At 69.9% G+C, this 24627-nt stretch carries 25 protein-coding genes; 23 read left to right on the forward strand and 2 right to left on the reverse strand.

Annotated features, from left to right (window positions below):
• The first annotated feature begins 14 nt into the window (after positions 1-14).
• Both ACGF5T_RS15875 and ACGF5T_RS15880 read left to right on the forward strand, forming a co-directional pair.
• Positions 15-917 carry a tRNA (adenine-N1)-methyltransferase gene (locus tag ACGF5T_RS15875; protein WP_356605941.1) on the forward strand — a complete coding sequence of 301 codons (903 nt, stop codon included), beginning with the start codon at positions 15-17 and terminating at the stop codon, positions 915-917.
• A 213-nt stretch (positions 918-1130) separates the two neighbouring features.
• Positions 1131-1709: a hypothetical protein gene (locus ACGF5T_RS15880; protein ID WP_361012482.1), complete on the forward strand. Its 579-nt coding sequence runs from the start codon at positions 1131-1133 to the stop codon at positions 1707-1709.
• A gap of 74 nt (positions 1710-1783) precedes the next feature.
• Here the strand turns inward: ACGF5T_RS15880 and ACGF5T_RS15885 are convergent, their stop codons facing one another.
• Positions 1784-2089 (reverse strand): ferredoxin, encoded by a 306-nt coding sequence (locus tag ACGF5T_RS15885; RefSeq protein ID WP_356605937.1) that lies wholly within the window; start codon positions 2087-2089, stop codon positions 1784-1786.
• A 245-nt stretch (positions 2090-2334) separates the two neighbouring features.
• On the opposite strand from ACGF5T_RS15885, the gene arc reads away from it, so the two are divergent.
• The 6 genes from arc to prcA all read left to right on the forward strand — a co-directional run bounded on the left by arc (position 2335) and on the right by prcA (position 8520).
• Positions 2335-4101, forward strand: a complete 1767-nt coding sequence (gene arc, locus ACGF5T_RS15890; RefSeq protein ID WP_356605935.1) for a proteasome ATPase — start codon at positions 2335-2337, stop codon at positions 4099-4101.
• A gap of 232 nt (positions 4102-4333) precedes the next feature.
• Positions 4334-5845 (forward strand): depupylase/deamidase Dop, encoded by a 1512-nt coding sequence (dop, locus tag ACGF5T_RS15895; RefSeq protein WP_356605933.1) that lies wholly within the window; start codon positions 4334-4336, stop codon positions 5843-5845.
• 177 nt (positions 5846-6022) lie between these two features.
• On the forward strand, positions 6023-6241 hold the full coding sequence (locus tag ACGF5T_RS15900; RefSeq protein ID WP_053128307.1) for a ubiquitin-like protein Pup: 219 nt from the start codon (positions 6023-6025) through the stop codon (positions 6239-6241).
• Positions 6242-6292: 51 nt separating this feature from the next.
• The gene (locus ACGF5T_RS15905) at positions 6293-6898 is read left to right on the forward strand and encodes an endonuclease VII domain-containing protein (RefSeq protein WP_366768251.1); all 606 of its coding nucleotides are present in this window, start codon (positions 6293-6295) and stop codon (positions 6896-6898) included.
• Positions 6850-7695, forward strand: coding sequence for a proteasome subunit beta (prcB, locus tag ACGF5T_RS15910; RefSeq protein ID WP_356605928.1), 846 nt, complete (start codon positions 6850-6852; stop codon positions 7693-7695). Before ACGF5T_RS15905 ends, prcB begins: the two co-directional genes overlap by 49 nt.
• A gap of 63 nt (positions 7696-7758) precedes the next feature.
• Positions 7759-8520, forward strand: a complete 762-nt coding sequence (gene prcA, locus ACGF5T_RS15915; RefSeq protein ID WP_356605926.1) for a proteasome subunit alpha — start codon at positions 7759-7761, stop codon at positions 8518-8520.
• A gap of 60 nt (positions 8521-8580) precedes the next feature.
• Here prcA and ACGF5T_RS15920 read toward each other — a convergent pair whose 3' ends face one another.
• Positions 8581-9600, reverse strand: a complete 1020-nt coding sequence (locus ACGF5T_RS15920) for a LacI family DNA-binding transcriptional regulator (protein ID WP_366768250.1) — start codon at positions 9598-9600, stop codon at positions 8581-8583.
• A gap of 147 nt (positions 9601-9747) precedes the next feature.
• On the opposite strand from ACGF5T_RS15920, the gene ACGF5T_RS15925 reads away from it, so the two are divergent.
• The 15 genes from ACGF5T_RS15925 to ACGF5T_RS15995 all read left to right on the forward strand — a co-directional run bounded on the left by ACGF5T_RS15925 (position 9748) and on the right by ACGF5T_RS15995 (position 24600).
• Positions 9748-11007: an MFS transporter gene (locus ACGF5T_RS15925; RefSeq protein ID WP_361012467.1), complete on the forward strand. Its 1260-nt coding sequence runs from the start codon at positions 9748-9750 to the stop codon at positions 11005-11007.
• Positions 11008-11016: 9 nt separating this feature from the next.
• On the forward strand, positions 11017-12378 hold the full coding sequence (gene pafA / locus ACGF5T_RS15930; protein WP_052837743.1) for a Pup--protein ligase: 1362 nt from the start codon (positions 11017-11019) through the stop codon (positions 12376-12378).
• Between the two features lie 151 nt (positions 12379-12529).
• Positions 12530-13531, forward strand: a complete 1002-nt coding sequence (locus ACGF5T_RS15935) for an FKBP-type peptidyl-prolyl cis-trans isomerase (protein ID WP_366768249.1) — start codon at positions 12530-12532, stop codon at positions 13529-13531.
• A 60-nt stretch (positions 13532-13591) separates the two neighbouring features.
• On the forward strand, positions 13592-13963 hold the full coding sequence (locus ACGF5T_RS15940; protein ID WP_361012462.1) for an FKBP-type peptidyl-prolyl cis-trans isomerase: 372 nt from the start codon (positions 13592-13594) through the stop codon (positions 13961-13963).
• 137 nt (positions 13964-14100) lie between these two features.
• On the forward strand, positions 14101-15078 hold the full coding sequence (locus ACGF5T_RS15945) for a WYL domain-containing protein (protein ID WP_356605916.1): 978 nt from the start codon (positions 14101-14103) through the stop codon (positions 15076-15078).
• 18 nt (positions 15079-15096) lie between these two features.
• Positions 15097-16143 carry a WYL domain-containing protein gene (locus tag ACGF5T_RS15950; RefSeq protein WP_366768248.1) on the forward strand — a complete coding sequence of 349 codons (1047 nt, stop codon included), beginning with the start codon at positions 15097-15099 and terminating at the stop codon, positions 16141-16143.
• On the forward strand, positions 16140-16433 hold the full coding sequence (locus tag ACGF5T_RS15955; RefSeq protein WP_392888136.1) for a hypothetical protein: 294 nt from the start codon (positions 16140-16142) through the stop codon (positions 16431-16433). The genes ACGF5T_RS15950 and ACGF5T_RS15955 overlap by 4 nt, the downstream gene beginning before the upstream one ends.
• A 55-nt stretch (positions 16434-16488) precedes the next feature.
• On the forward strand, positions 16489-16683 hold the full coding sequence (locus ACGF5T_RS15960) for a hypothetical protein (protein ID WP_356605911.1): 195 nt from the start codon (positions 16489-16491) through the stop codon (positions 16681-16683).
• A gap of 278 nt (positions 16684-16961) precedes the next feature.
• The gene (gene tatA / locus ACGF5T_RS15965; protein WP_356605909.1) at positions 16962-17249 is read left to right on the forward strand and encodes a Sec-independent protein translocase subunit TatA; all 288 of its coding nucleotides are present in this window, start codon (positions 16962-16964) and stop codon (positions 17247-17249) included.
• Positions 17250-17296: 47 nt separating this feature from the next.
• A complete protein-coding gene (tatC, locus tag ACGF5T_RS15970) occupies positions 17297-18250 on the forward strand; it encodes a twin-arginine translocase subunit TatC (RefSeq protein ID WP_366768247.1) in 954 nt (317 codons plus the stop codon).
• A 91-nt stretch (positions 18251-18341) separates the two neighbouring features.
• Positions 18342-21194: a DEAD/DEAH box helicase gene (locus ACGF5T_RS15975; RefSeq protein WP_366768246.1), complete on the forward strand. Its 2853-nt coding sequence runs from the start codon at positions 18342-18344 to the stop codon at positions 21192-21194.
• A gap of 365 nt (positions 21195-21559) precedes the next feature.
• The gene (locus tag ACGF5T_RS15980) at positions 21560-23182 is read left to right on the forward strand and encodes an ATP-binding protein (RefSeq protein WP_356605903.1); all 1623 of its coding nucleotides are present in this window, start codon (positions 21560-21562) and stop codon (positions 23180-23182) included.
• A 26-nt stretch (positions 23183-23208) separates the two neighbouring features.
• Positions 23209-23586, forward strand: a complete 378-nt coding sequence (locus ACGF5T_RS15985) for a roadblock/LC7 domain-containing protein (protein WP_370466402.1) — start codon at positions 23209-23211, stop codon at positions 23584-23586.
• Positions 23583-23999: a DUF742 domain-containing protein gene (locus tag ACGF5T_RS15990; RefSeq protein ID WP_356605901.1), complete on the forward strand. Its 417-nt coding sequence runs from the start codon at positions 23583-23585 to the stop codon at positions 23997-23999. Before ACGF5T_RS15985 ends, ACGF5T_RS15990 begins: the two co-directional genes overlap by 4 nt.
• Positions 23980-24600: an ATP/GTP-binding protein gene (locus ACGF5T_RS15995; RefSeq protein ID WP_356605899.1), complete on the forward strand. Its 621-nt coding sequence runs from the start codon at positions 23980-23982 to the stop codon at positions 24598-24600. Before ACGF5T_RS15990 ends, ACGF5T_RS15995 begins: the two co-directional genes overlap by 20 nt.
• The last annotated feature ends 27 nt before the right edge of the window (positions 24601-24627 follow it).

The raw sequence follows: 24627 nt of genomic DNA on the forward strand, positions 1-24627 counted from the left end.
GGTAGGCTGGTCACATGTCCGAACCGACCGGTGCCGCCCGCAGGCGCGGGCCCTTCAAGGTCGGGGACCAGGTTCAGCTGACCGACCCCAAGGGCCGCCACTACACGTTCACGCTCGAGGCCGGGAAGAACTTCCACACCCACAAGGGTTCCTTCCCCCACGACGAACTGATCGGTGCTCCCGAGGGCAGCGTTGTCCGCACCACCGGGAACGTCGCCTACCTCGCGCTGCGCCCCCTGCTCCCCGACTACGTCCTGTCCATGCCCCGCGGGGCAGCCGTCGTCTACCCGAAGGACGCGGGGCAGATCCTCGCCTTCGCCGACATCTTCCCCGGCGCGCGCGTCGTGGAGGCCGGGGTCGGCTCCGGCTCCCTGAGCAGCTTCCTGCTGCGCGCCATCGGCGACCAGGGCATGCTGCACTCCTACGAGCGCCGCGAGGACTTCGCCGACATCGCCCGGCAGAACGTGGAGCGCTACTTCGGCGGCCCGCACCCCGCCTGGCAGCTCACCGTGGGCGACCTCCAGGACAACCTCTCCGACACCGACGTCGACCGCGTCATCCTGGACATGCTCGCCCCCTGGGAGTGCCTGGACGTCGTCAAGAAGGCGCTCGTGCCCGGCGGCATCCTGTGCTGCTACGTGGCGACCACCACCCAGCTCGCCCGGACCGTCGAGTCCATCCGCGAGATCGGCTGCTTCAACGAGCCGACCTCCTGGGAGACGATGATCCGCAACTGGCACGTCGAGGGCCTGGCCGTCCGCCCGGACCACCGCATGATCGGCCACACCGGCTTCCTGCTCACCGCCCGCCGCCTCGCGGACGGTGTCGAGCCGCCCATGCGCCGCCGCCGCCCCGCCAAGGGCGCGTACGGCGAGGACTACGACGGCCCCAACGCCGACGGAGGCGCCGGCCGCTGAGGCGGCCCCGTGCCGCGAACAACGTACAGGCGCCGTGGTCGAGTTCCCGGACACTCCCGGGAACTCGACCACGGCGCCGTCGCATTGCCAGGGCAACGCGACACCCGACGCAACAGCCCGAGCGAGTACCCACCCCACCGTTCCCCCGCACTGTGACGTGTGGCACGATGCTGGCCACACCCGCCGGTACAGCCCTCACAGGAGACACTCCTCGTGCAGCACCCCGCCGTTCCGGACCTGTCGCACACGCACACCCGCCCCATCCACTGGGTCGCCACCGCCACGGCCCTCGCCGGGGTGGTCGCCCTGTCCTCGGTCCTGCAGCCCGACGCCGCGACGGCGGCACAGACCGCCGTGCCCGAGAAGAAGAACGCCCCGGCCCACATCGCGCCCCCCGACCCGGCGGCCGTCGCCTTCCCCCTGGAGTGCGGACCGGTCGAGGCGGTGGTGCAGAAGAAGGCCTCCGGCGACCTCGACGGCGACGGCCGGCCGGAGACCGTGGCCGTCGTGCACTGCGACGCGCCCATGGGCACCCCGCCCGACGGGGTGTACGTCGTCACACCCGGCGCCGACGACGGTGCGCCCCGCGTCGTCGCCACCCTCGTGGACCCCGGGGACCGACGGACGGTCACCGACTTCACGGTGCGCGCCGGTGTCGTCCGCGCCACGCTCCTCGGCTACTCGTCGGCCGACGTGCCCAGTTGCTGCCCCGACGTCACGGAGGACGTGAAGTGGCAGTGGAAGAACGGCACGTTCGTCCGTGACACGCCGTCCCAGGCGCGCACCGTCTGACCGGCGGTCCCGCGACGGAGCGTGCGACCCGGCCGCCGCCGGTCACGCAGCGTACAGAATGAGTAACGGTTCGGTCACTCTGTGTCCGGGCCGTAGACCTCGACCCTGTCCGAAACGCGACGCACGTGAATGCACTCGCCCGGACACTCCTTCGCGGAGTCGACCACGTCGGTGAGAAGCGGCAACGGCACGGGCGTTGTCGCCCCCTCCGCCTGGAGGAGCTCGTCGTCCGCGCCCTTGACGTAGGCCAGACCGTCGATGTCCAGCTCGAACACCTCGGGCGCGTACTGCGCGCAGATGCCGTCACCGGTACACAGGTCCTGGTCGATCCAGACCTCGAGCGCCTCGCCGTGGACTCCGGCCTCCTGCTGCACGCTCATCTCTCCTGCCGTTTGCTACGTCGAGCCCTTCGGGAATCCGGCCAGCTCTGACGGGTGTTGAACGCTTCGACCCTACCTCCGGCTGGGTTCCATTCACGTTCGGTGGGTATTCCCCTGGCGTGAGGGAGAGCGCAAGGGTGAAGATCGGACACACCCCGACAGTCTTTGTGATCTAGGGGTTTCAATCGACACCCACCCAGGTAGGGTCTGGAAGCGTCCAGCTCCCCTTGGAGGAGGTGAGGACCGTGGCAGCCCACGACGACGACATGAACCGCGGCATCCGCCCGGGACGCGGGTCCGAGGACCCGGCCGGGCAGGTGGCCTACCTTGAGCAGGAGATCGCCGTCCTGCGACGCAAGCTCGCCGAATCTCCGCGGCACACGAGGATCCTCGAAGAGCGGATCGTCGAACTGCAGACCAATCTGGCCGGCGTGTCCGCCCAGAACGAGCGACTCGCCGGTACGCTCCGCGAGGCCCGCGACCAGATCGTGGCCCTCAAAGAGGAGGTCGACCGGCTGGCCCAGCCACCGGCAGGCTTCGGCGTCTTCCTGCAGGCCAACGAGGACGGCACCGCCGACATCTTCACCGGCGGCCGCAAACTCCGGGTGAACGTCAGCCCGAGCGTCGAGCTCGAAGAGCTCCGGCGCGGCCAGGAAGTGATGCTCAACGAAGCTCTCAACGTGGTCGAGGCCATGGAGTACGAGAGCGTCGGTGACATCGTCACCCTCAAGGAGATCCTCGAGGACGGCGAGCGGGCCCTGGTGCTCGGTCACACCGACGAGGAGAGAGTGGTACGGCTCGCCGAGCCGCTGCGGGGCATCACCATCCGCCCCGGCGACGCCCTCCTGCTCGAACCCCGCTCCGGCTACGTCTACGAGGTCGTGCCCAAGAGCGAGGTCGAGGAGCTCGTCCTCGAAGAAGTCCCCGACATCGGCTACGAGCAGATCGGCGGCCTCGGCGGACAGATCGAGATGATCCGCGACGCCGTCGAGCTCCCCTATCTCTACCCCGACCTGTTCAAGGAGCACGAGCTGCGACCGCCCAAGGGCGTCCTGCTCTACGGGCCCCCCGGATGCGGCAAGACACTCATCGCCAAGGCGGTCGCCAACTCGCTGGCCAAGAAGGTCGCCGAAGTGACCGGCCAGGCCGCCGGCAAGAGCTTCTTCCTCAACATCAAGGGTCCCGAGCTTCTCAACAAGTACGTCGGTGAGACCGAGCGGCAGATCCGCCTGGTCTTCCAGCGAGCCCGTGAGAAGGCCAGCGAGGGCACCCCCGTCATCGTCTTCTTCGACGAGATGGAGTCCCTCTTCCGCACCCGCGGCTCCGGTGTCAGCTCGGACGTGGAGAACACCATCGTCCCGCAGCTGCTCGCCGAGATCGACGGCGTGGAAGGCCTGCAGAACGTGGTCGTGATCGGTGCCTCCAACCGTGAGGACATGATCGACCCCGCCATCCTGCGGCCCGGCCGGCTCGACGTGAAGATCAAGATCGAACGTCCGGACGCCGAGGCGGCCAAGGACATCTTCGGCAAGTACCTCACCGAGCGCCTCCCGCTCCACTCCGACGACCTCGCGGAGCACGAGAAGGACAAGGCGGCCACCGTCCAGAGCATGATCCAGACGGCGGTGGAACACATGTACGCCGAATCCGAGGAGAACCGCTTCCTGGAAGTCACCTACGCCAACGGCGACAAGGAAGTCCTCTACTTCAAGGACTTCAATTCCGGCGCCATGATCGAGAACATCGTGGGCCGCGCCAAGAAGATGGCGATCAAGGACTTCCTCGACAAGAACCAGAAGGGCCTCCGCGTCTCCCACCTCCTCCAGGCCTGCGTGGACGAGTTCAAGGAGAACGAGGACCTGCCCAACACCACCAACCCGGACGACTGGGCCCGGATCTCCGGAAAGAAGGGCGAGCGGATCGTGTACATCCGTACGCTCGTCACCGGAAAGCAGGGCGCGGACACCGGACGCTCCATCGACACGGTGGCGAACACCGGTCAATACCTGTAAAAGGCGGGGCGGCTGCGGGTGCCCTCGGCGGGTACCCGCAGCCGACTGTTTTCCGGAGCCCCGACTGGAGCAAGGCAATGCCGCAAATGATCTCCCCACCAGCGCAAAGGCGTTCTAGGCTCTTCCGTACCGCCGAGTCGCGCAGTGCGGGGACGGGCACCGCACACGCATCGGAGCGCCAGCGGTACGCGAGCGGCGCCCAGGACGGGCGCCGCCGGGCAAGGAGGGCCGCATGACCGTACGGCGAGTAATGGGCATCGAGACGGAGTACGGAATCTCCGTCCCCGGCCACCCGAACGCCAATGCCATGCTCACCTCGTCCCAGATCGTCAACGCCTACGCGGCGGCGATGCACCGGGCCCGCCGGGCCCGCTGGGACTTCGAGGAGGAGAACCCGCTGCGGGACGCGCGAGGCTTCGACCTCGCCCGCGAGGCCGCCGACTCCAGCCAGCTCACCGACGAGGACATCGGCCTGGCCAACGTCATCCTCACCAACGGAGCACGGCTCTACGTCGACCACGCCCACCCCGAGTACAGCGCACCGGAGGTCACCAACCCGCGCGACGCCGTGCTGTGGGACAAGGCCGGCGAGCGGATCATGGCCGAGGCCGCCGAGCGGGCCGCCCAGCTTCCCGGCGCACAGCCGATCCACCTCTACAAGAACAACACCGACAACAAGGGCGCCTCCTACGGCACGCACGAGAACTACCTGATGAAGCGGGAGACCGCCTTCTCGGACATCGTGCGCCACCTGACGCCCTTCTTCGTCTCCCGCCAGGTCTTCACCGGAGCCGGCCGCGTCGGCATCGGCCAGGACGGGCACGAACACGGCTTCCAGCTCAGTCAGCGCGCGGACTACTTCGAGGTCGAGGTGGGCCTGGAGACGACGCTGAAGCGGCCCATCATCAACACCCGCGACGAGCCGCACGCGGACGCCGAGAAGTACCGGCGCCTCCACGTGATCATCGGCGACGCGAACCTGTCGGAGATCTCCACCTATCTGAAACTGGGCACGACCGCGCTCGTGCTCTCGATGATCGAGGACGGCTTCATCGCCGTCGACCTGGCCGTCGACCAACCGGTGCGCACCCTGCACCAGGTCTCGCACGACCCGACGCTGAAGCGCCTGGTCACCCTGCGCAGCGGCCGGACACTGACCGCGGTCCAGCTCCAGATGGAGTACTACGAGCTGGCCCGCAAGTACGTCGAGGAGCGCTACGGCGCGGACGCCGACGACCAGACCAAGGACGTCCTGGGCCGCTGGGAGGACACCCTCAACCGGCTCGAGAACAACCCGATGAGCCTGGCCGGCGAACTGGACTGGGTCGCCAAGCGCGAGCTCATGGAGGGTTACCGGCGCCGCGACGACCTGGACTGGGACGCGGCCCGCCTGCACCTCGTGGACCTCCAGTACGCCGACGTACGGCCCGACAAGGGCCTGTACAACCGCCTGGTGGACCGCGGGCGCATCAAGCGGCTGCTGGACGAGTCGGAGGTCGAGCGGGCCCGTACGAAGCCGCCGGAGGACACGCGCGCCTACTTCCGCGGACGCTGCCTGGAGCAGTACGCGGACGACGTCGCGGCGGCCTCCTGGGACTCGGTGATCTTCGATCTGCCGGGCCGGGACTCGCTCCAGCGGGTGCCAACCCTGGAACCGCTTCGCGGAACGCGTAATCACGTCAAGGAGCTCCTGGACCGCTGCCGGACCGCGGAAGACCTGGTCAAGGTCCTGGCCGGCCAATAGGCGCGGCGAGCGGGTACACGGAGGAGACCGCCGGGCAGGGTGGAAAGCCACCCGGTCCGGGAACCATCGAGATGGCCCCCGTTCGTTGGAGAAACGCGGGGCCGATGTCGGACCCGGCTTGTAGGGTCTGATCTTGACCGAGCAACTGTGTCGGGCGAACCGAGCGGGGTGAGGGTTATGGCGACCAAGGACACCGGCGGCGGGCAGCAGAAGGCCACGCGTTCCACCGAGGAGGTCGAGGAGCAGGCGCAGGACGCGCAGGCTTCCGAGGACCTCAAGGAGCGTCAGGAGAAGCTGAACGACGACGTGGACTCCGTCCTCGACGAAATCGATGATGTACTCGAGGAAAATGCCGAGGATTTCGTGCGAAGCTTCGTGCAAAAGGGTGGACAGTAGAGGTATCGCGGGGATTCTTCCTTCGAAGTGAAGGGTGCGGGGGGTTCGCGAGTGGTTGGGAAGCCAGGCGAGAAGCGGTGTACGGGCTGCGAGCGGGATCAGCCGGTGGCCGCCTTCGCCCGGGACAGCAACCGTAGTGACGGCCTTCAGGTGCGGTGCCGGAAGTGCGTGGCGGAGTACAGCGCCGCGTACTACCGGCGCCGCCGGGAGGCCGAGGGGCGGACTGTCCGGGAGAAGGTCGATGTTCCGGCGGGGCACAAGCTCTGCCGCACTTGTGGCGAAGTCAAGCCTCACAGTGAGTGGCATCGCAACGCGACCGCCTCAGATGGCCTGTCGACCCGCTGCAAGGCATGCCGGGCCGTTCAAGGGCGGGAAGGGCATCTGAAGCGCCAATACGGTCTCACCGAGGCCGAGCGCGATCAGTTGGTCGCCGACCAAGGCGGCGTCTGCTGCATATGTCTTGCGGCTCCCGCCGCACATGTGGATCACTGCCACGAGACGGGTAGGGTCCGTGGCGTACTGTGCTTCAGCTGCAACGCAGCCCTGGGGCAGTTCAAGGATCGGCCCGATGCCATAAGGCGGGCTGCCGCTTACGTGGAAGGAATCGCGTGGAAGCCAACACTCGTAGCACCGGGCGTCTACCAGCTGCCTTCCTGACGCCTGGCTCCTCCTCCTTCATGGACTTCCTGGGCGACCACCAGCCGGAGCTGCTCCCGGGCAACCGGCAGCTGCCGCCGGTGCAGGGTGTCGTCGAGGCGCCGCACGGCACGACGATCGTGGCGGTGACGTTCCCGGGTGGTGTCGTCCTGGCCGGTGACCGCCGGGCCACGATGGGCAACATGATCGCCCAGCGGGACATCGAGAAGGTCTTCCCGGCCGACGAGTACTCCGCGGTGGGTATCGCGGGTACGGCGGGTCTGGCCGTGGAGATGGTGAAGCTGTTCCAGCTGGAGCTGGAGCACTTCGAGAAGGTCGAGGGTGCGCAGCTGTCGCTGGAGGGCAAGGCGAACCGGCTGTCGACCATGATCCGGTCGAATCTCGGCATGGCGATGCAGGGGCTGGCCGTGGTGCCGTTGTTCGCCGGGTACGACGTGGACCGCGGCCGGGGGCGCATCTTCTCGTACGACGTGACGGGTGGGCGTTCCGAGGAGCAGAGCTACGCGACCACCGGGTCGGGGTCGATCTTCGCCCGGGGTGCGATGAAGAAGCTGTTCCGTGAGGACCTGACCGAGGAGCAGGCCACCACGCTGGTGGTCCAGGCGCTGTACGACGCGGCAGACGACGACTCGGCGACCGGTGGTCCCGATGTCGCCCGCCGGATCTACCCGATCATCACTGTGATCACCGAGGACGGCTTCCGCCGGCTCGGCGACGACGAGTCCGCGGAGCTGGCCCGCTCGGTGCTGGAGCGGCGGCTCGAGCAGCCCGACGGGCCGCGGGCCGCGTTGCTGTAGCGGGCGCGGTCGGTTGTGTTGTCAGGTGGTGCGGTGACTTCTTCAGAAAGGGATGGATAACCGGTGTCGACGCCGTTCTATGTCTCACCCCAGCAGGCGATGGCCGACCGGGCGGAGTACGCCCGCAAGGGCATCGCCCGTGGTCGCAGCCTGGTCGTGCTGCAGTATGCCGACGGCATCGTGTTCGTCGGCGAGAATCCGTCCCGTGCGCTGCACAAGTTCAGCGAGATCTACGACCGGATCGGTTTCGCGGCCGCCGGTAAGTACAACGAGTACGAGAACCTGCGGATCGGTGGTGTGCGCTATGCCGATCTGCGGGGTTACACGTACGACCGCGACGATGTGACGGCCCGGGGCCTGGCCAATGTGTATGCCCAGACGCTGGGCACGATCTTCTCCAGCCAGGCCGAGAAGCCGTACGAGGTGGAGCTGGTCGTCGCGGAGGTCGGCGAGAGTGCCGACGGTGACCAGATCTACCGGCTGCCGCACGACGGCTCGATCGTGGACGAGCACGGCTCGGTCGCGGTCGGCGGCAATGCCGAGCAGATCAGTGGCTACCTGGATCAGCGGCACCGGGACGACATGACCCTGGCCGAGGCGCTGAAGCTCGCGGTCCAGGCGTTGTCGCGTGACACCAACGGCAGTGAGCGGGAGATTCCGGCGGAGCGGCTGGAGGTCGCGGTGCTGGATCGTACGCGTCCGCAGAAGCGGAAGTTCAAGCGCATCGTGGGCGGTCAGCTGTCGCGGCTGCTGGATGCGGGGGCGGGTGCCGAGGACCTGTCTCTGCCGGACGAGGACGGGGACGACGGCGAGGGCGAGAAGTAGCGGACAGCCGCTGCGCGAGACCCTTCGAGCGGCGCCGGGTGCCATGGGCCCCGGTGCCGCTCAGTTCTTCTCCGGTGGCGGTGCCGTGGAGCCTCGTACCACCAGGTGCACCGGGATGTCTCCCGCCTCGGGGGTCCGGCCTTCCATCACCGCCAGGAGGGCGCGCATCCCGCGTTCGCCGAACAGCTCGGCGTCCAGGCGGACGGTGGTGAGCTCGGGGTCGATGGCGGTGGCCAGGCCGAGGTCGTCCAGACCGGTGATCGAGAGGTCGTCGGGGACGTGGAGCCCGGCGCGCCGGGCCGCCTTGTACGCGCCGACGGCCAGTTTGTCGTCGTCGCAGACGAGGGCCGTGGGTCGGGGGCCCGGTACCGCGAGGGCGGCTTCTGTGGCGGCCAGGGCGCCCTCGACGGAGATGGGGGCGTGTGCGGTGCGGAGTTCGGTGCCGGTGACGGTGGAGAGCCGTGCGGCCAGTTCCCGGGCGCGGATCTCGAAGGTCCAGGACGGTACGTCGGCTGCCAGGTGGAGGAAGCGGCGGTGCCCCAGGGTCACCAGGTGCTCGGTGACCTGGCGGATGCCGTCGGCGATGTCCAGGTTGACCGTCGCGGCGCCCAGGCTGCCCTCCGGGTCGCTGTCCAGCATGACCAGCGGCAGTTGGTCGCCCCGGATCGCGGTGAGCGCGTCGGCCGCCATGGAGGAGGCGATGACGCCGTCCAGGGCTGCCGGGGCGGAGGCGAAGGGGTCCCTGGCCGGGCCCACGCCCTCGGGGGAGGGGTAGAGCACCACGCCGAACCCGTGCTCGGCGGCGATTCTTGCGGCGCCCGTGTAGACCTCGGCGAAGAACTCCGTGGTCAGCGCGGGTACGACCAGGAGGACGGTGCGGGTGCGGCCGAGGCGGAGGTTGCGGGCGGCGAGGTTGGGGCGGTAGCCGAGCTCGAGGGCGGCCTGGCGGACGCGCTGGGCGGTGGGTTCGGAGACGCGGCCGCGCCACTTGTCGCCGAGCACCAGGGAGACCGCGGCCTGGGAGACGCCCGCGGCCTGGGCGACGTCCCGGCTGGTCGGGCGGGTGCTGCCTCGTGCCACCGTGCGCCTGCGCTTTCGTGTGGGCTCGTTCGTCTGGACTTGTTCGTCTGGACTCGTGGACAGGCGACATGGTACGTATGGCACAGCTAGTTATACGTACAACCTGCTTGAGGCAGTGCCTCGCGGGTTCCTGGGAAGGGGGCGGCCGTGGTCGCCGGATACCTGGACATCCTCCGGGCGCGGCATGCCGTGCGGCTGCTCGTGGGCACGCTGGTGGGGCGGCTGCCCAACGCCACCGCGGCGATCGCGATCGTGCTGTTCGTGCGGGCCGAGGGCGGCTCCTACAGCCTCGCGGGAGCGCTGGCCGCCGTGTACGGGGTCGCCAACGCCGTCGGCCAGCCCGTGCTGGGGCGGCTGGTGGATCTGCACGGGCAGCCGCGGGTGCAGTTGCCGGCCGCGGTGGTCTCGGGGCTCGCCATGGGGGTGTTCGCCTTCGTCGGCACCGGGACGGCCTGGCTCGCCTACGCGGCGGTCGGGGTGTCGGGGCTGTTCACACCGCCGCTGGAGGGCGGGCTGCGGGCGCTGTGGCCCAGTGTGCTCGGCAAGGAGGACCAGGTGCACACGGCGTACGCCATGGACGCCATCGCGCAGGAGGTCATGTTCACCGTCGGGCCGCTGCTCGTGACGGTGTGTGTGGCGCTCTGGTCGCCGCTGGTGGCCCTGCTCGTGCTCAATGCGGTGGGTGTGCTCGGCGCGCTGTCCGTGGTGGTCTCGCCGCCCTCGCGCGCGTGGCGGTCGGCGCCGCGCGAGGCGCACTGGCTGGGAGCGCTGCGCTCGTCCGGGCTGCTGGCGCTGCTGGGTGCCTTCCTGTTCGTCGGGATGGCGCTCGGGTCCATCACGGTCGCCTCGGTGTCCTACGCGGACACGCACGGCGGGGACGCGGTCTACGGCTGGCTGATGGCCGCCCTGGGACTCGGCGCGCTCGTGGGCGGGGCCGCGTACGGGGCCCGGCAGTGGACCGGTGACCCGGCGCGGCGCCTGCGCGTGCTCGTGGCACTGCTGGCGGTGTGTTACCTGCCGTTGCTGCTGATGCCCGGCGCGGTCGCCATGGTGCTGCTCACGGTGCTCGCCGGTGTCTTCCTCGCGCCGTGCATCGCCTGTGCGTTCGTCCTGGTCGACGGGCACGCGCCGCGGGGCACGGTGACGGAGGCCTTCTCCTGGCTGGTGACGACCTTCACCGTGGGCGCGTCGGTGGGAACGGGCTTCGCGGGGCCGGTGGTCGAGCACGGTGGGGCGGTGTGGGGCTTCGCCCTGCCCGGGGCGGCCGGGGTCGTCTCCCTGCTCGTCCTGGCGTGCACCGGGCGGGTCCTCGCAGTTCCCGCCCGGCAGGGGGTGGTTGCGGCTTCATCGGAAAATGATCCAAACCGTGCCGTCGAACCCCGTTTCAGTTCGGGTCATCAGGCGTAATGTTCAGTCATGGACCGCCGCATTTTCGGGCTGGAGAACGAGTACGGCGTCACGTGCACGTTCAGGGGACAGCGCCGCCTGTCGCCTGACGAGGTGGCGCGGTACCTCTTCCGCCGTGTCGTGTCATGGGGCCGCAGCAGCAATGTCTTCCTGCGCAACGGCGCCCGCCTCTATCTCGACGTGGGATCGCATCCGGAATACGCCACACCCGAATGTGACAACGTGATCGAGCTCGTCACCCACGACAAAGCGGGCGAGCGCATTCTCGAAGGACTCCTGGTGGACGCCGAACGACGCCTGCACGAGGAGGGAATCGCGGGCGACGTCTACCTCTTCAAGAACAACACCGACTCCGCGGGAAACTCCTACGGGTGCCACGAGAACTACCTGGTGGCCCGGCACGGGGAGTTCTCCCGCCTCGCGGACATCCTCATTCCGTTCCTGGTGACCAGGCAGCTGCTGTGCGGGGCCGGCAAGGTGCTGCAGACGCCGCGCGGTGCGGTGTACTGCGTCAGCCAGCGGGCCGAGCACATCTGGGAGGGCGTCTCCTCCGCGACCACCCGCTCCCGTCCGATCATCAACACCCGCGACGAGCCGCACGCGGACGCCGAGCGCTACCGGCGGCTGCACGTCATCGTGGGCGACTCGAACATGTCCGAGACGACCATGCTGCTCAAGGTCGGCGCCACCGACCTGGTGCTGCGCATGATCGAGGCGGGCACGGTGATGCGCGACCTGACCCTGGAGAACCCGATCCGGGCGATCCGCGAGGTGAGCCACGACATCACCGGCCGGCGCAAGGTGCGCCTGGCCAGCGGTCGGGAGGCCTCGGCGCTGGAGGTGCAGCGGGAGTACTACGAGAAGGCCGTGGACTTCTGTGAGCGCCGCGGCATCCGCACCGGCACCGTCGAGCGGGTGCTGGAGCTGTGGGGCCGGACGCTGGACGCGATCGAGGCCGAGGACCTCGACCGCATCGGTACCGAGATCGACTGGGTCATGAAGTACAAGCTCCTGGAGCGGTACCGGGCCAAGCACAACATGACGATGTCGCACCCCCGGGTGGCGCAGATAGACCTCGCCTATCACGACATCCACCGTCGTCGTGGCCTGTACTACCTGCTCGAGAAGAAGGGTCAGGCGGCCCGGGTCGCCAACGACTTGAAGATCTTCGAGGGCAAGTCCGTCCCGCCGCAGACCACTCGGGCCCGGCTGCGCGGCGACTTCATCCGGCGGGCCCAGGAGCAGCGCCGGGACTTCACCGTCGACTGGGTCCATCTCAAGCTCAACGACCAGGCGCAGCGCACCGTGTTGTGCAAGGACCCGTTCCGTTCCGTGGACGACCGGGTGGAGAAGCTGATCGCCGGGATGTGAGCCGGACGAGGACGAGGCGGACGCCCCGCACGAGCGGGCGGAACGCCACACGGGCACCGTACGTTAACCGTACGGTGCCCTTCTCGCGTCGTAGAGTTGCGCGCACCCCGTCCCGCAGGATCGACCCGACACCGATAACGAGGCCCCCACCGTGCGCCGACGCTCACTCCTCATCGCCGTCCCCGCCGGACTGGTCACACTCGCCGCGTGCGGCGACGACGACTCCGGTTCGAGCAGCACCGGCGACAGCGCCTCGCCCGAGGCCTCGGGCACGTCGGCACCACCGTCCCCGAAGATCGTCGACGGTCCGCTGCCGGCGATCACCGCGGGTACGAAGTTCGACGAGAAGCCGACCGTGGCCAAGGGCAGCGGCGACCCCTCCAAGGACCTCGCGGTGAGGACCGTCATCGCCGGAGGCGGCAAGGCGGTCGCCGAGAACGACTTCGTGATCGCCAACTACCTCGGCCAGATCTGGAGCAGCGCCAAGGTCTTCGACAACTCCTACGACCGCAAGACCCCGCTGGTCATCCAGCTCGCCCAGGGCAGCATCATCGAGGGCTGGCGGTACGCGCTCGCGGGCCGGAAGACCGGCAGCCGGGTCCAGTTCTCCGTGCCCCCCACCTGGGGCTACGGCCAGCAGGGCAACGAGGAGGCGGGCATCAAGGGCACCGACACCCTGGTGTTCGTGGTCGACGTCCAGGACACGTTCAACGCCAACAGCTCCGCCAAGGGCGAGAAGGTCCCCCAGGACGACGCGGCCCTGCCCGAGGTCGGCACCAACACCGACGGCAAGGCGCCCTCCATCGAGGTGCCCAAGGCCGACGCGCCGAAGAAGCTCGTGGCCGAGTACGTCATGGAGGGCGACGGCCCCGAGGTCGGCGCCCAGGACAGCGTGCTCGTGCAGTACAAGGGCGTGGTGTGGGACGGCGGCAAGGAGTTCGACTCCACGTACGCCAGGAAGCAGCTGACGTCGTTCTCGCTCCAGCAGGTCGTCAAGGGCTGGTCGCAGGGTCTGACCGGCAAGAAGGTCGGCAGCCGCGTCCTCATCGTCATCCCGCCCGACCTGGGCTACGGCGACAACCCGCCGCAGGGCAGCGGCATCGAGAAGGACTCCACGCTGGTCTTCTCCGTCGACATCCTGGCGAAGATGTGACCCCTCGGTGATGTAAGACTTGGCCCGTTGCCTTTCCGTACACAAGCAGGAGCTGAACACGTGAGCATCGACAAGCCCGAGGTCGACTTCCCGGGTGGCGAGCCCCCGACGGACCTCGAGATCAAGGACATCTGGGAGGGCGACGGCCCGGTCGCGGAGGCCGGTCAGACCGTGACCGTCCACTACGTGGGCGTGGCGTTCAGCACGGGCGAGGAGTTCGACGCCAGCTGGAACCGCGGTGCGCCGTTCCGCTTCCCGCTCGGTGGCGGCCGTGTCATCGCGGGCTGGGACCAGGGCGTGCAGGGCATGAAGGTCGGCGGCCGTCGTCAGCTGACCATCCCGGCCCACCTCGCCTACGGCGACCAGAGCCCGACCCCGGCCATCAAGCCCGGTGAGACGCTGATCTTCGTGGTCGATCTGCTCGGAGTCTGATCGACGTCCGAACGGACAGTGATCAGAGCCGGTCATCCAGGGTCCATGCCTGCTCGGGCATGGGCCCTCGGCTTTTGCCGCGCCGCTCCGGGGCGGTACGGTCATCCGTCGTAAGCACCATAGGGAGAAGGGCGTCGATGGCCATTGCCAAGGCCGAGCGGCTGATGAACCTGGCGCTGTGTCTGCTCGGGACGCGGCGGCCCCTCAGCAAGCGTGAGCTGCGTGACTCCATCGAGGCTTACGTCGAGGCGTCCCGGTCGGGTCAGGGCACGGCGGGCTCCGACGACTCCTTCAACCGTATGTTCGAGCGGGACAAGGACGACCTGCGGGAGCTGGGGCTCGTCATCGAGACCGTCGAGAGCCTCGACGGCGAGGTCGGCTACCTGGCCCGCCGCGACAGCAACCGCCTGCCGCCCATCACCCTGGACGCCGAGGAGGCCGCCGCGCTCGGTCTGGCCGCCAAGGTGTGGCAGCAGGCCAGGCTGGCCGGCGCCGCGAGCGGCGCGTTGCAGAAGCTGCGTGCGGCCGGGCTGCCCGAGGACGTCGACCCGTACGAGGCGCACAGCGCGCTGGAGCCGCGCATCCCGGTGCACGAGGCCGCCTTCGAGCCGCTGATGCTGGCCTGCCGGGACCGCCGCCCGGTCGTCTTCGACTACCGCAAGGCCAACGCGGCCCAGCCCGAGGTCCGGCACGTCGAGCCCTGGGCGCTGGAGTGCTGGCGCGGCCACTGGTACCTGGCCGGGTTCGACAGCGACCGCGGCGCCGAGCGGGTCTTCCGGCTGTCCAGGATCACCGGCAAGGTCCGTTCGCGCGGTGCGCGGTTCACCGCCCCCGTGCCCGACGTCGTCACCGTCCGCGAGACGGTCGCGAGCTGGGCGGGGGAGACCGCCGACCGCTCCGCGCGGATCCGGCTGCGCACGGGCGCGGGCTACCCCCTTCGGGCGAAGGCCACGGCGGTGCGGGAACTCGGTGACGGCTGGGACGAGTTGGAGATCCCGTACGGGCACGGTCTGGACGCCTGGCTGGTGGAGTTCGGACCGGACGTGGTGGTGCTGGAGCCCGCGGAGTTGCGCGCGGACGTGGTGGACCGGCTGCGTGCCGTGGCCAAGGGCTGAGGGGGAGCGGACAACACAGTGGCAGGCAAACCGGTCAGGCCCGTGAACGCCATCGACCAGACCCGACGGATGCTGTCCCTGGTGACGTATCTGCGGGAGCGCCCCGGCGCCCGCGTCGAGGACGTCGCGCGCGCCTTCGGCATCACCGAGGACGAGCTGGTCTCCGACCTCGACGTGCTGCCCATGTGCGGCACCAGCTTCCGCGGTGGCGACCTGCTGGACATCGACACCGACGGTGAGCGCATCTGGTGGCACAACCCCGCCGCCCTCGGTGCGGACGCCGCCGAGCCGCTGCGGCTGGCCGCGGACGAGGCCACCGCGCTGCTCGTCGCGGCCCGGGCCGTGGCGACCCTGCCCGGCCTGCGCGAGAGCGACCGGCAGGCGCTGCTGCGGGCGACCGCCAAGGTGGAGACCTCGGCCGGTGAGGCCGCGGGCGCCAGCTCGCGCCTGTCCGTCACCTTCGAGTCCGAGGGCGGTGTCTTCGCCGACGTGGACCGGGCGATCTCCGAGCGCCGCCGGTTGTGGATCCGCTACTACTCACCGGCGCGCGACGAGCTGACCGAGCGCGAGATCGACCCGATCCGGCTGGTCAGCGTGGGGCACACCTACGTGGAGGCCTGGTGCCGTCGGTCCGAGGCCCGGCGCACCTTCCGGCTCGACCGGGTCGCCGAGATCCGCATCCTGGACGAGCCGTCCGCGCCGCCCGAGGTGGAGCTGCGGGACCTCTCCGAAGGCCTGGTGCAGCCTGCCGCCGAGGATCCGGAGGTCGTGGTGGAGGTCGGCCCGGGCGGGCGCTGGGTCGCCGAGTACTACCCCCACGACAGTGCGGAGGAGCTGGCCGACGGCGGACTGCGCATCACCCTGCGCACCCCCGACCCGGCGTCCCTGCGGCGGCTGGCGCTGCGGCTCGGGCGCGACGGGCGGATCGTCTCCCCGCCCGAGCTGGCCGACAGCGCCCGGCGGGTGGCCCGCGAGGCGCTGGCGGCGTACGACGGGATCGAGGCGGCCGGGGTGCACGACGGACCGGGCGCCGGGTCCGACGACAGGCAGGAGCGAGCGCTGTGACCGAGTCCGCGCGGCCGGCGGTGCCGGGCATCACGGCGGCGTCCGCGTTCGCCGGCATGAGGCGGGTGTCCCCGGTCGTGTTCAAGGCGGGCTGCCCCGACTGCCGCGGTCGTTTCGAACTCGCCGCGAGCGCCCTGCGCCTCGCCATCGGCGCCACGAGCCGCACCACCTTCTACTCGTTCACGTGCCCCGAGTGCGGCTCCGCGGTCCGCAAGCCGGCGGGGGAGCGGGTCGTGGAACTGCTCACGGGCGGCGGGGTCAGGACCCTGCGGCTGCATCCCACCGTCTAGCGGCTCCGGCACCGGCGTTTCGGGACCCGGGGCGCGACGGTCTAGGCTCGGCTCCATGTTCTGGCCGATGTTCGCGGTTGCCGTGGGTTTCCTGGGTCTCGCCGTTCTCGCGGTGCTCGCCGTGAAGGTGTTCGTGGAGGCGGAGCGCCTGGGGCGGCAGGTGACCGACTCGGCCCGCCGGATCAGCCGGGCCGCCGACGACCTGGAGCGCGCGACCGAGAGTGCCGCCCGCGCCGTGGACGCGCTGTGAAGCGCTGAACGCCGGCGAGGACCCGCGGGGGTGGCCGGACGGACGGGTGCGCGTCGCGTTTCGGGGCACTTCGCCCTGTCACCCCACAGGTACCGGGAGGTACGCTGCTGGTCGCGGTCCGGAAAACGAGGCCCGGCCGCGGACGGGAGTACGCACGGGGATTGCCTCACGTTTACCCCCGAGCGTTACGATCGCTGCACAAGACGATCGATCGGACATATGTCCGACCGGTCGGACAGCACCCCCACCCAGCCGCCTCGGTGAGAAGGTAAAGACTTATGTTCGGAAGGCTCGGCGCCCCCGAGATCATTCTCATCCTCGTCGTCATCATCCTGCTGTTCGGCGCGAAGAAGCTTCCGGACATGGCGCGTTCGCTCGGCAAGTCGGCGCGCATCCTCAAGAGCGAGGCCAAGGCGATGAAGAGCGAGGGCAAGTCCGACGACGCCGCCCCCGCCGACCCGCCCACCCCCGAGCAGGCCGCGGCGCAGCGCACCATCCAGGCCGCCCCCGGCGACGTGACCAGCTCCCGGCCGGTCACCGAGCCGACGGACACGACCAAGCGCTGACACAGGGCCGGTGACCTCCGGCCCGCCGCACGAGATGGGAACGTGGGTTGCTGAAGTCTGCCCGCACCACCAAGGAGAGGGACCCCGAGGGGCGGATGCCCCTCGCGGAGCACCTTCGTGAGCTCCGCAACCGGCTCGCGAAGGCGCTGCTGGCCATCGTCGCCGTCACCGTCGTCGCCGCCTTCTTCTACAACGACATCATCAACTTCTTCACCGACCCGGTCCTCGACTCGGTCGGCTGCACGAAGACGTTCGAAGAGCTGGCCAGGTCGTCGGCCGACTCCGAGCCGTGCGCGCAGATCACCATCAACGGTCTGCTGGGCCCCTTCACGCTGGCGCTGAAGGTGTCACTGATGGCGGGTGTCGTACTGGCCTCGCCGGTCTGGCTCTACCAGCTCTGGGCGTTCGTCGCCCCGGGCCTGCACAGGAGCGAGAAGAAGTACGCCTACGCCTTCGTGGCCACCGGCGCCCCGCTCTTCCTCTTCGGCGCCTACTTCGCCTACGTGGTGCTGCCCACCACCGCGAAGGTGCTGATCGAGTTCACGCCGTTCGGTGTCGACAACCTCCTCCCGCTGGACGACCTGCTCGACCTCGTCACGCGCATGGTGGTCGTCTTCGGCCTCTCCTTCGAGCTGCCGCTGCTGCTGGTGATGCTCAACTTCACCGGCGTGCTGACCGGCAAGCGCATGGTCGGCTGGTGGCGCGGCATGATCATGGGCATCACGCTGTTCGCCGCCATCGCCACGCCCAGCACGGACCCGCTGACCATGATCGCGCTGGCCGGGCCGATCTGGGTCCTGTACTTCGTCGCGGTGGCGGTCTCGCTGCTGAACGACCGCCGCAGGGCCCGCCGCGAGGCGCTGGAGCCCGACGACGACGAGGCCTCCGAGCTGGACCTCACCCCCGAGGCGATCGGTGAGATCGAGCCCGTGACCACGGCCCGCGTACTGCCCGAGCAGGCGACGAAGGACCGGGTCAACGGCTACGACGACGTGACCTGAGCCATACCGGGGCGGTGACGGCGCGCGTCGCCGCCCCACGGCACGGCCTGCGGAATCTCCCCCGGAACCCCTCACAGGACCGATCCCGATAATGATCGTCCTGTTGTCAGTGCGGCCCGGTACGCTCGAAAGCACGATGACAGAGGATCTCTCTCCGGCCGAGCGGTATGCGGCAGCCCGTCAGCGGGCCGCCGAGCAGGCCACCGCGCTCGCTGCTTTCCGCGAGATGTACGACTTCGGCCTCGACCCCTTCCAGATCGAGGCCTGCCAGGCGCTCGAGGCGGGCAAGGGCGTGCTGGTGGCCGCGCCCACCGGCTCCGGCAAGACGATCGTCGGCGAGTTCGCCGTCCACCTCGCCCTGGAGCAGGGCAAGAAGTGCTTCTACACGACACCCATCAAGGCCCTGTCGAACCAGAAGTACGCCGACCTGTGCCGCCGCTACGGCGCGGACCGCGTGGGCCTGCTCACCGGCGACAACAGCGTGAACTCCGACGCCCCGGTCGTCGTCATGACCACCGAGGTCCTGCGGAACATGCTGTACGCCGGTTCCCAGACCCTCCTCGGTCTCGGGTACGTGGTCATGGACGAGGTGCACTACCTCTCCGACCGCTTCCGCGGGGCCGTGTGGGAGGAAGTGATCATCCACCTCCCCGAATCCGTGACCCTGGTGTCACTGTCGGCGACCGTGTCGAACGCGGAGGAGTTCGGCGACTGGCTCGACACCGTGCGCGGCGACACCCAGGTGATCGTCTCCGAGCACCGGCCCGTGCCGCTGTTCCAGCACGTGCTCGCCGGCCGCCGGATGTACGACCTGTTCGAGGAGGGGGAGGGCCGCAAGAGGGCCGTCAACCCCGACCTCACGCGCATGGCGCGCCTGGAGGCGAGCCGCCCGTCCTACCAGGACCGCAGGCGCGGCCGCGTCATGAAGGAGGCCGACCGGGAGCGCGAGCGCCGGCAGCGCTCCCGTATCTGGACGCCGAGCCGGCCGGAGGTCATCGAGCGGCTCGACGCCGAGGGGCTGCTGCCCGCGATCACCTTCATCTTCAGCCGCGCCGCCTGCGAGGCCGCCGTCCAGCAGTGCCTGTTCGCGGGGCTGCGGCTCAACGACGAGGACGCCCGGGAACGGGTCCGTTCCCTCGTCGAGGAGCGTACGTCCTCCATTCCGGCCGAGGACCTGCACGTCCTGGGGTACTACGAGTGGCTGGAGGGCCTGGAGCGGGGCATCGCGGCCCACCACGCGGGCATGCTGCCGACCTTCAAGGAGGTCGTCGAGGAGCTGTTCGTCCGCGGCCTGGTGAAGGCCGTCTTCGCCACCGAGACCCTCGCCCTCGGCATCAACATGCCCGCCCGTTCGGTGGTGCTCGAGAAGCTCGTCAAGTGGAACGGCGAGCAGCACGCCGACATCACCCCCGGCGAGTACACGCAGCTCACCGGCCGGGCCGGGCGGCGCGGCATCGACGTCGAGGGGCACGCCGTCGTGCTGTGGCAGCGCGGCATGAACCCCGAGCACCTCGCCGGACTGGCCGGCACCCGCACGTACCCGCTGCGCTCCAGCTTCAGGCCGTCGTACAACATGGCGGTCAACCTCGTCGAGCAGTTCGGCCGGCACCGCTCCCGGGAGCTGCTGGAGACGTCCTTCGCGCAGTTCCAGGCGGACAAGTCGGTCGTCGGCATCTCCCGGCAGGTGCAGCGCAACGAGGAGGGCCTCGACGGCTACAAGGCCTCCATGACCTGCCACCTCGGCGACTTCGAGGAGTACGCGCGGCTGCGCCGGGAGCTGAAGGACCGGGAGAACGAGCTGGCCCGGCAGGGCGCCAACGAGCGGCGCGCCGAGGCGGCCGTCGCGCTGGAGAAGCTCAGGCCCGGCGACGTCATCCACGTCCCCACGGGCAAGTACGCAGGCCTCGCCCTGGTGCTGGACCCCGGCCTGCCCGCCGGGCGGTCCAACGGCCACCGCGGCTTCGAGCACCACGACGGGCCCCGCCCGCTGGTGCTGACGGCGGAGCGTCAGGTCAAGCGGCTGGCGTCGATGGACTTCCCGGTGCCGGTCGAGGCGCTGGAGCGGATGCGCATCCCGAAGTCCTTCAACCCGCGCTCGCCGCAGTCCCGTCGCGACCTCGCCTCCGCGCTGCGCACCAAGGCCGGGCACATCCCGCCGGAGCGGGCCCGCAAGAAGCGCTCCCAGGCAGCCGACGACCGGGAGATCGCCCAGCTGCGCAAGGCGATCCGCGCCCACCCCTGCCACGGCTGCGACGACCGCGAGGACCACGCCCGCTGGGCCGAGCGCTACCACCGGCTGATGCGTGACACCTCGCAGCTGGAGCGCCGCATCGAGGGCCGGACGAACACCATCGCCCGCACCTTCGACCGGATCGTGGCGCTGCTGACGGAGATGGACTACCTGCGCGGCGACGAGGTCACCGAGCACGGCAAGCGCCTCGCCCGGCTCTACGGCGAGCTGGACCTGCTCGCGAGCGAGTGCCTGCGCGAGGGCGTCTGGGAGGGGCTCTCCCCGGCCGAGCTGGCCGCCTGCGTCTCCGCGCTGGTCTACGAGTCGCGGGCCGCCGACGACGCCATGGCGCCGAAGCTGCCCTCCGGCAAGGCCAAGGCCGCGCTCGGCGAGACCGTCCGCATCTGGGGCCGCCTGGACGCCCTGGAGGAGGACTTCCGGATCAGCCAGACCGAGGGCGTCGGCCAGCGCGAGCCCGACCTCGGCTTCGCCTGGGCCGCGTACATGTGGGCGTCAGGCAAGGGCCTGGACGAGGTGCTGCGCGAGGCGGAGATGCCGGCCGGTGACTTCGTGCGCTGGTGCAAGCAGGTCATCGACGTCCTCGGCCAGATCTCGGCCGCCGCGCCCCGGGAGGGCTCGACGGTGCCGAAGAACGCGCGCAAGGCGGTCGACGGACTGCTGCGCGGGGTGGTCGCCTACTCGTCCGTGGGCTGACCGAAGCGCATCCGGGGCCCGGCGGTTCTCCGCCGGGCCTCTTCGCGTCCCGGGCGAGGTCCCGCGGCGCCCCTTTCACTCGTCACGGTGAGTCGCCTTCGCATGCCCGGAGGGCATTACTCCATGTGTTCGAATGGTGTCGGGGCGTGCAAATGGGTCCGAGGCTACTCCAGCTCCGGTGCCCGTTTCAGGTGCTTGCTGAATATGACACGGCGATGATCCCCTCGGACTAAGCTCGCCCGCAGCGCACCGAGTTGAGGTGTATTCGCGCGCTTGTTCCCAATGCGCCGAAGGTACCGACAACTCCCAGAGATACCCCGCCGCAAGCTCCCCCATCCCCGCCGATTCGTTTTCAGAGGGCCTACATGGTGAGTGTTGATTCCCCTCCAGGTCGCAGCGAACTTCCGTACGCGCGCACGCTCCTGCTGCCGGCCATACTGATGGCCGCGGCCACCGGGGCCGCCGTCGCCCTGGTGACGGAACCGGCCCGGCTCGCCGTCGGCCTCTGCGGCGTCCTCGCCACGCTGCTGGTGATCGTGGCGGCGGCGGAGGCGGTGCGCCGCGGCCGTGCGCTGCGCACCCTGCGTGCCGAGCATGCCCGTCACACCGCGTATCTGGAACACCGGGTGGCGAGCCACCACGAGGAGATGGTGTACCTCGGCGAGGTCGTCCTGCCGGACGTGCTGGACTTCATGCGCACGGGGAGCACACCCGAAGAGGTGATGCGCCGCCTCCCCGAGGTCAACCCCGCCTACACCGAACTCGGCCAGCCCCAGCGCAAGCTGATCCGGATGGTGTGCGACATCGTCGACCACCAGGACTCCATGCGCGAGTCCGCCGAGCGCTCCTTCGTCGACATCGCCCGCCGCGTCCAGGCGATCGTCCACCAGCAGAACAAGGAACTCCGCGAGATGGAGGAGGACCACGGGCGCAACCCCGAGGTCTTCGACGACCTGCTGCGCATCGACCACGGCACCGCGCTGATCGGCCGCCTCGCCGACTCGATCTCCGTCATCGGCGGCGGCCGGCCCGGACGCCAGTGGCCCCAGCCGGTGGCGCTCTACAGCGTGCTGCGCGGCGCGATGTCCCGGATCCTCCAGTACGGCCGGATCAACCTGGCCTCCATCGCCAAGGTCAACATCAAGGGCACCGCCGTCGAGCCGGTCATCCACGCCGCGGCGGAGCTCCTCGACAACGCCACCCGCTACTCACCGCCCGGCGCCAAGGTGCACGTCACCGCGACCGAGGTGCAGAGCGGCGTCTGCATCGAGATCGAGGACGCCGGCGTCAGCCTCAGCGAGGAGTCCCGGGCCCGCATCGAGGGCCTGCTGGAGGACGCCAAGCGCGGCACCGACGTGCAGGACCTCGCCCACCACCCGCGCCTGGGCCTGTCCGTCGTCGGCAGGCTGTGCACGCAGTTCGGCATGGACGTCTCGCTACGCGCCTCCGCCTACGGCGGGGTCCGGGCCATCCTCATCGTGCCGAGCAAGATGATGACGACCGAGCCCGGCGTCGGACTCGCCCACGGCATCGGCGCCACCTCGATCCCCACCCCCGGCCCGGACGCCCTGCCCGGCCCCGAGCGCCGGCCCAAGAAGCGCCGCCCCACCAGCCCCCGTATCCCGGCCGGCGTCTCCCTGGAGGACGACGTTCCCGAGGTCACCGAGTGGACCGCCGGCGGCCTGCCGCAACGCCGCAGCCGGGTCAAGATGCCGCTCAGCCAGCGCCTCGCCGAACAGGCGCAGTGGGAGCGGGAGGACGCCGAGCGCGAGGCCCGTCTGGCCGCCGAGCGGGCCCGCAAGGGCATCCCGGCACCCGCGGCCCCGGAGCCCGCGCAGGAGGAGACCGAGCAACTCCCGCCGGGCCACTGGATCGGGGCCTTCTGGGAGGGCCTCAAGCAGCACCCGGGCATCACCCAGGCCCACCAGCAGTCCAGCAGCAACGAGCCGGCCCATGCCCCGGCCGACGACGAGGGGAACCTCAAGTGATCGAGCAGCAAGGCAAGTTCGACTGGATGCTCAAGGATCTCTACGACGGTGTTCCGGGCATCGAGATGATCGTGGTGCTGTCCGCCGACGGCCTGCGCATCGCGCGCTACTCCGGCGACCCGGACGCCGCCGACCGGGTCGCCGCCGCCTGCGCGGGCCTGCAGAGCCTGGCGGGCGCGGTCGCCCAGGAGATCCCGACCAGCGACGGCGACATGAAGATGGTCCTGATCGAGATGAACGGCGGCTACTTCTACCTGATGGCCGCCGGCCCCAACGCCTATCTCGCCGTGCTCTCCGACGTCCGCTGCGAGCCCGGCCGGATGGGCCTCAGCATGGCGGACCTGGTCGCCCGGATCGGACCCCATCTCACCAGTCCCGCCCGGCGCAACGGGCAGACCGTATGACTCCTCCCCAACGCCAGAGGCGAACCCCGGGGCAGCAGCCGTCCGCCGCGGCCTCCGCGCCCGACCCGCCTCCCAAGGAAGGCGCGACACCCAACCCCGAGCGGCTGTTCGTCATCGGCGGCGAGGGGGGCGGCGAGCGCGCCGACCTCGACCTGGTGACCCTCATCGTGGCACGCGCCGAACCGCCGGTGTCCGCCACCCCGGAACAGGCCGCCCTGCTGCGGCTGTGCGTCGCCCCGCTGTCCGTAGCCGAGCTGTCGGCCTACCTGAGCCTGCCGTTCAGTGTGGTGTCCGTGCTGCTCACCGACCTCCTGGCCACCGAACTGGTGCAGGCCCGCGCCCCGATCGTCCGCCAGAAGGTCGCCGACCGAACCCTCCTCGAAGCGGTGATGCATGGACTTCAAAAACTCTGACACGATCCCGGGCCCGCGGACGGAGGACCGGCTGCCGCACACGGCCGAGGCCGCCGTGAAGATCGTCATCGTGGGCGGCTTCGGAGTCGGCAAGACCACCATGGTCGGCTCGGTCAGTGAGATCAGACCACTGACCACCGAGGAGACGATGACCCAGGCGGGCATCGGGGTCGACGACAACTACGGTTCCGCCTCCAAGACGGCCACCACGGTGGCCATGGACTTCGGCCGCATCAGCATCACCGACGAACTGGTGCTGTACCTCTTCGGCACGCCCGGCCAGGAGCGCTTCTGGTTCCTGTGGAACGGCCTGTTCGAAGGCGCCCTCGGCGCGGTGGTGCTCGTCGACACCCGCCGCCTGGAGGTCAGCTTCGACGTCATGGGGCGCCTGGAGGAGCGTGGCGTGCCCTTCGTGGTGGCCGTCAACACCTTTCCCGACGCACCCCGTTATCCCGTCGCCGAGCTGCGGACGGCCCTGGACCTGCCCGAGGAGATCCCCATCCTCGACTGCGACGTACGGCGCCGGGCCTCCAGCCGCGACGTCCTGCTCACCCTGATGCGCTTCCTGCACGCCCTCGCCATGAAGGGCGCGCTCACCTGACCGGGCGCGGCCGACCCCACCCGGACC

This window comes from Streptomyces sp. NPDC047853 (genome assembly GCF_043204535.1).
In the GTDB taxonomy this organism is placed as follows: domain Bacteria; phylum Actinomycetota; class Actinomycetes; order Streptomycetales; family Streptomycetaceae; genus Streptomyces.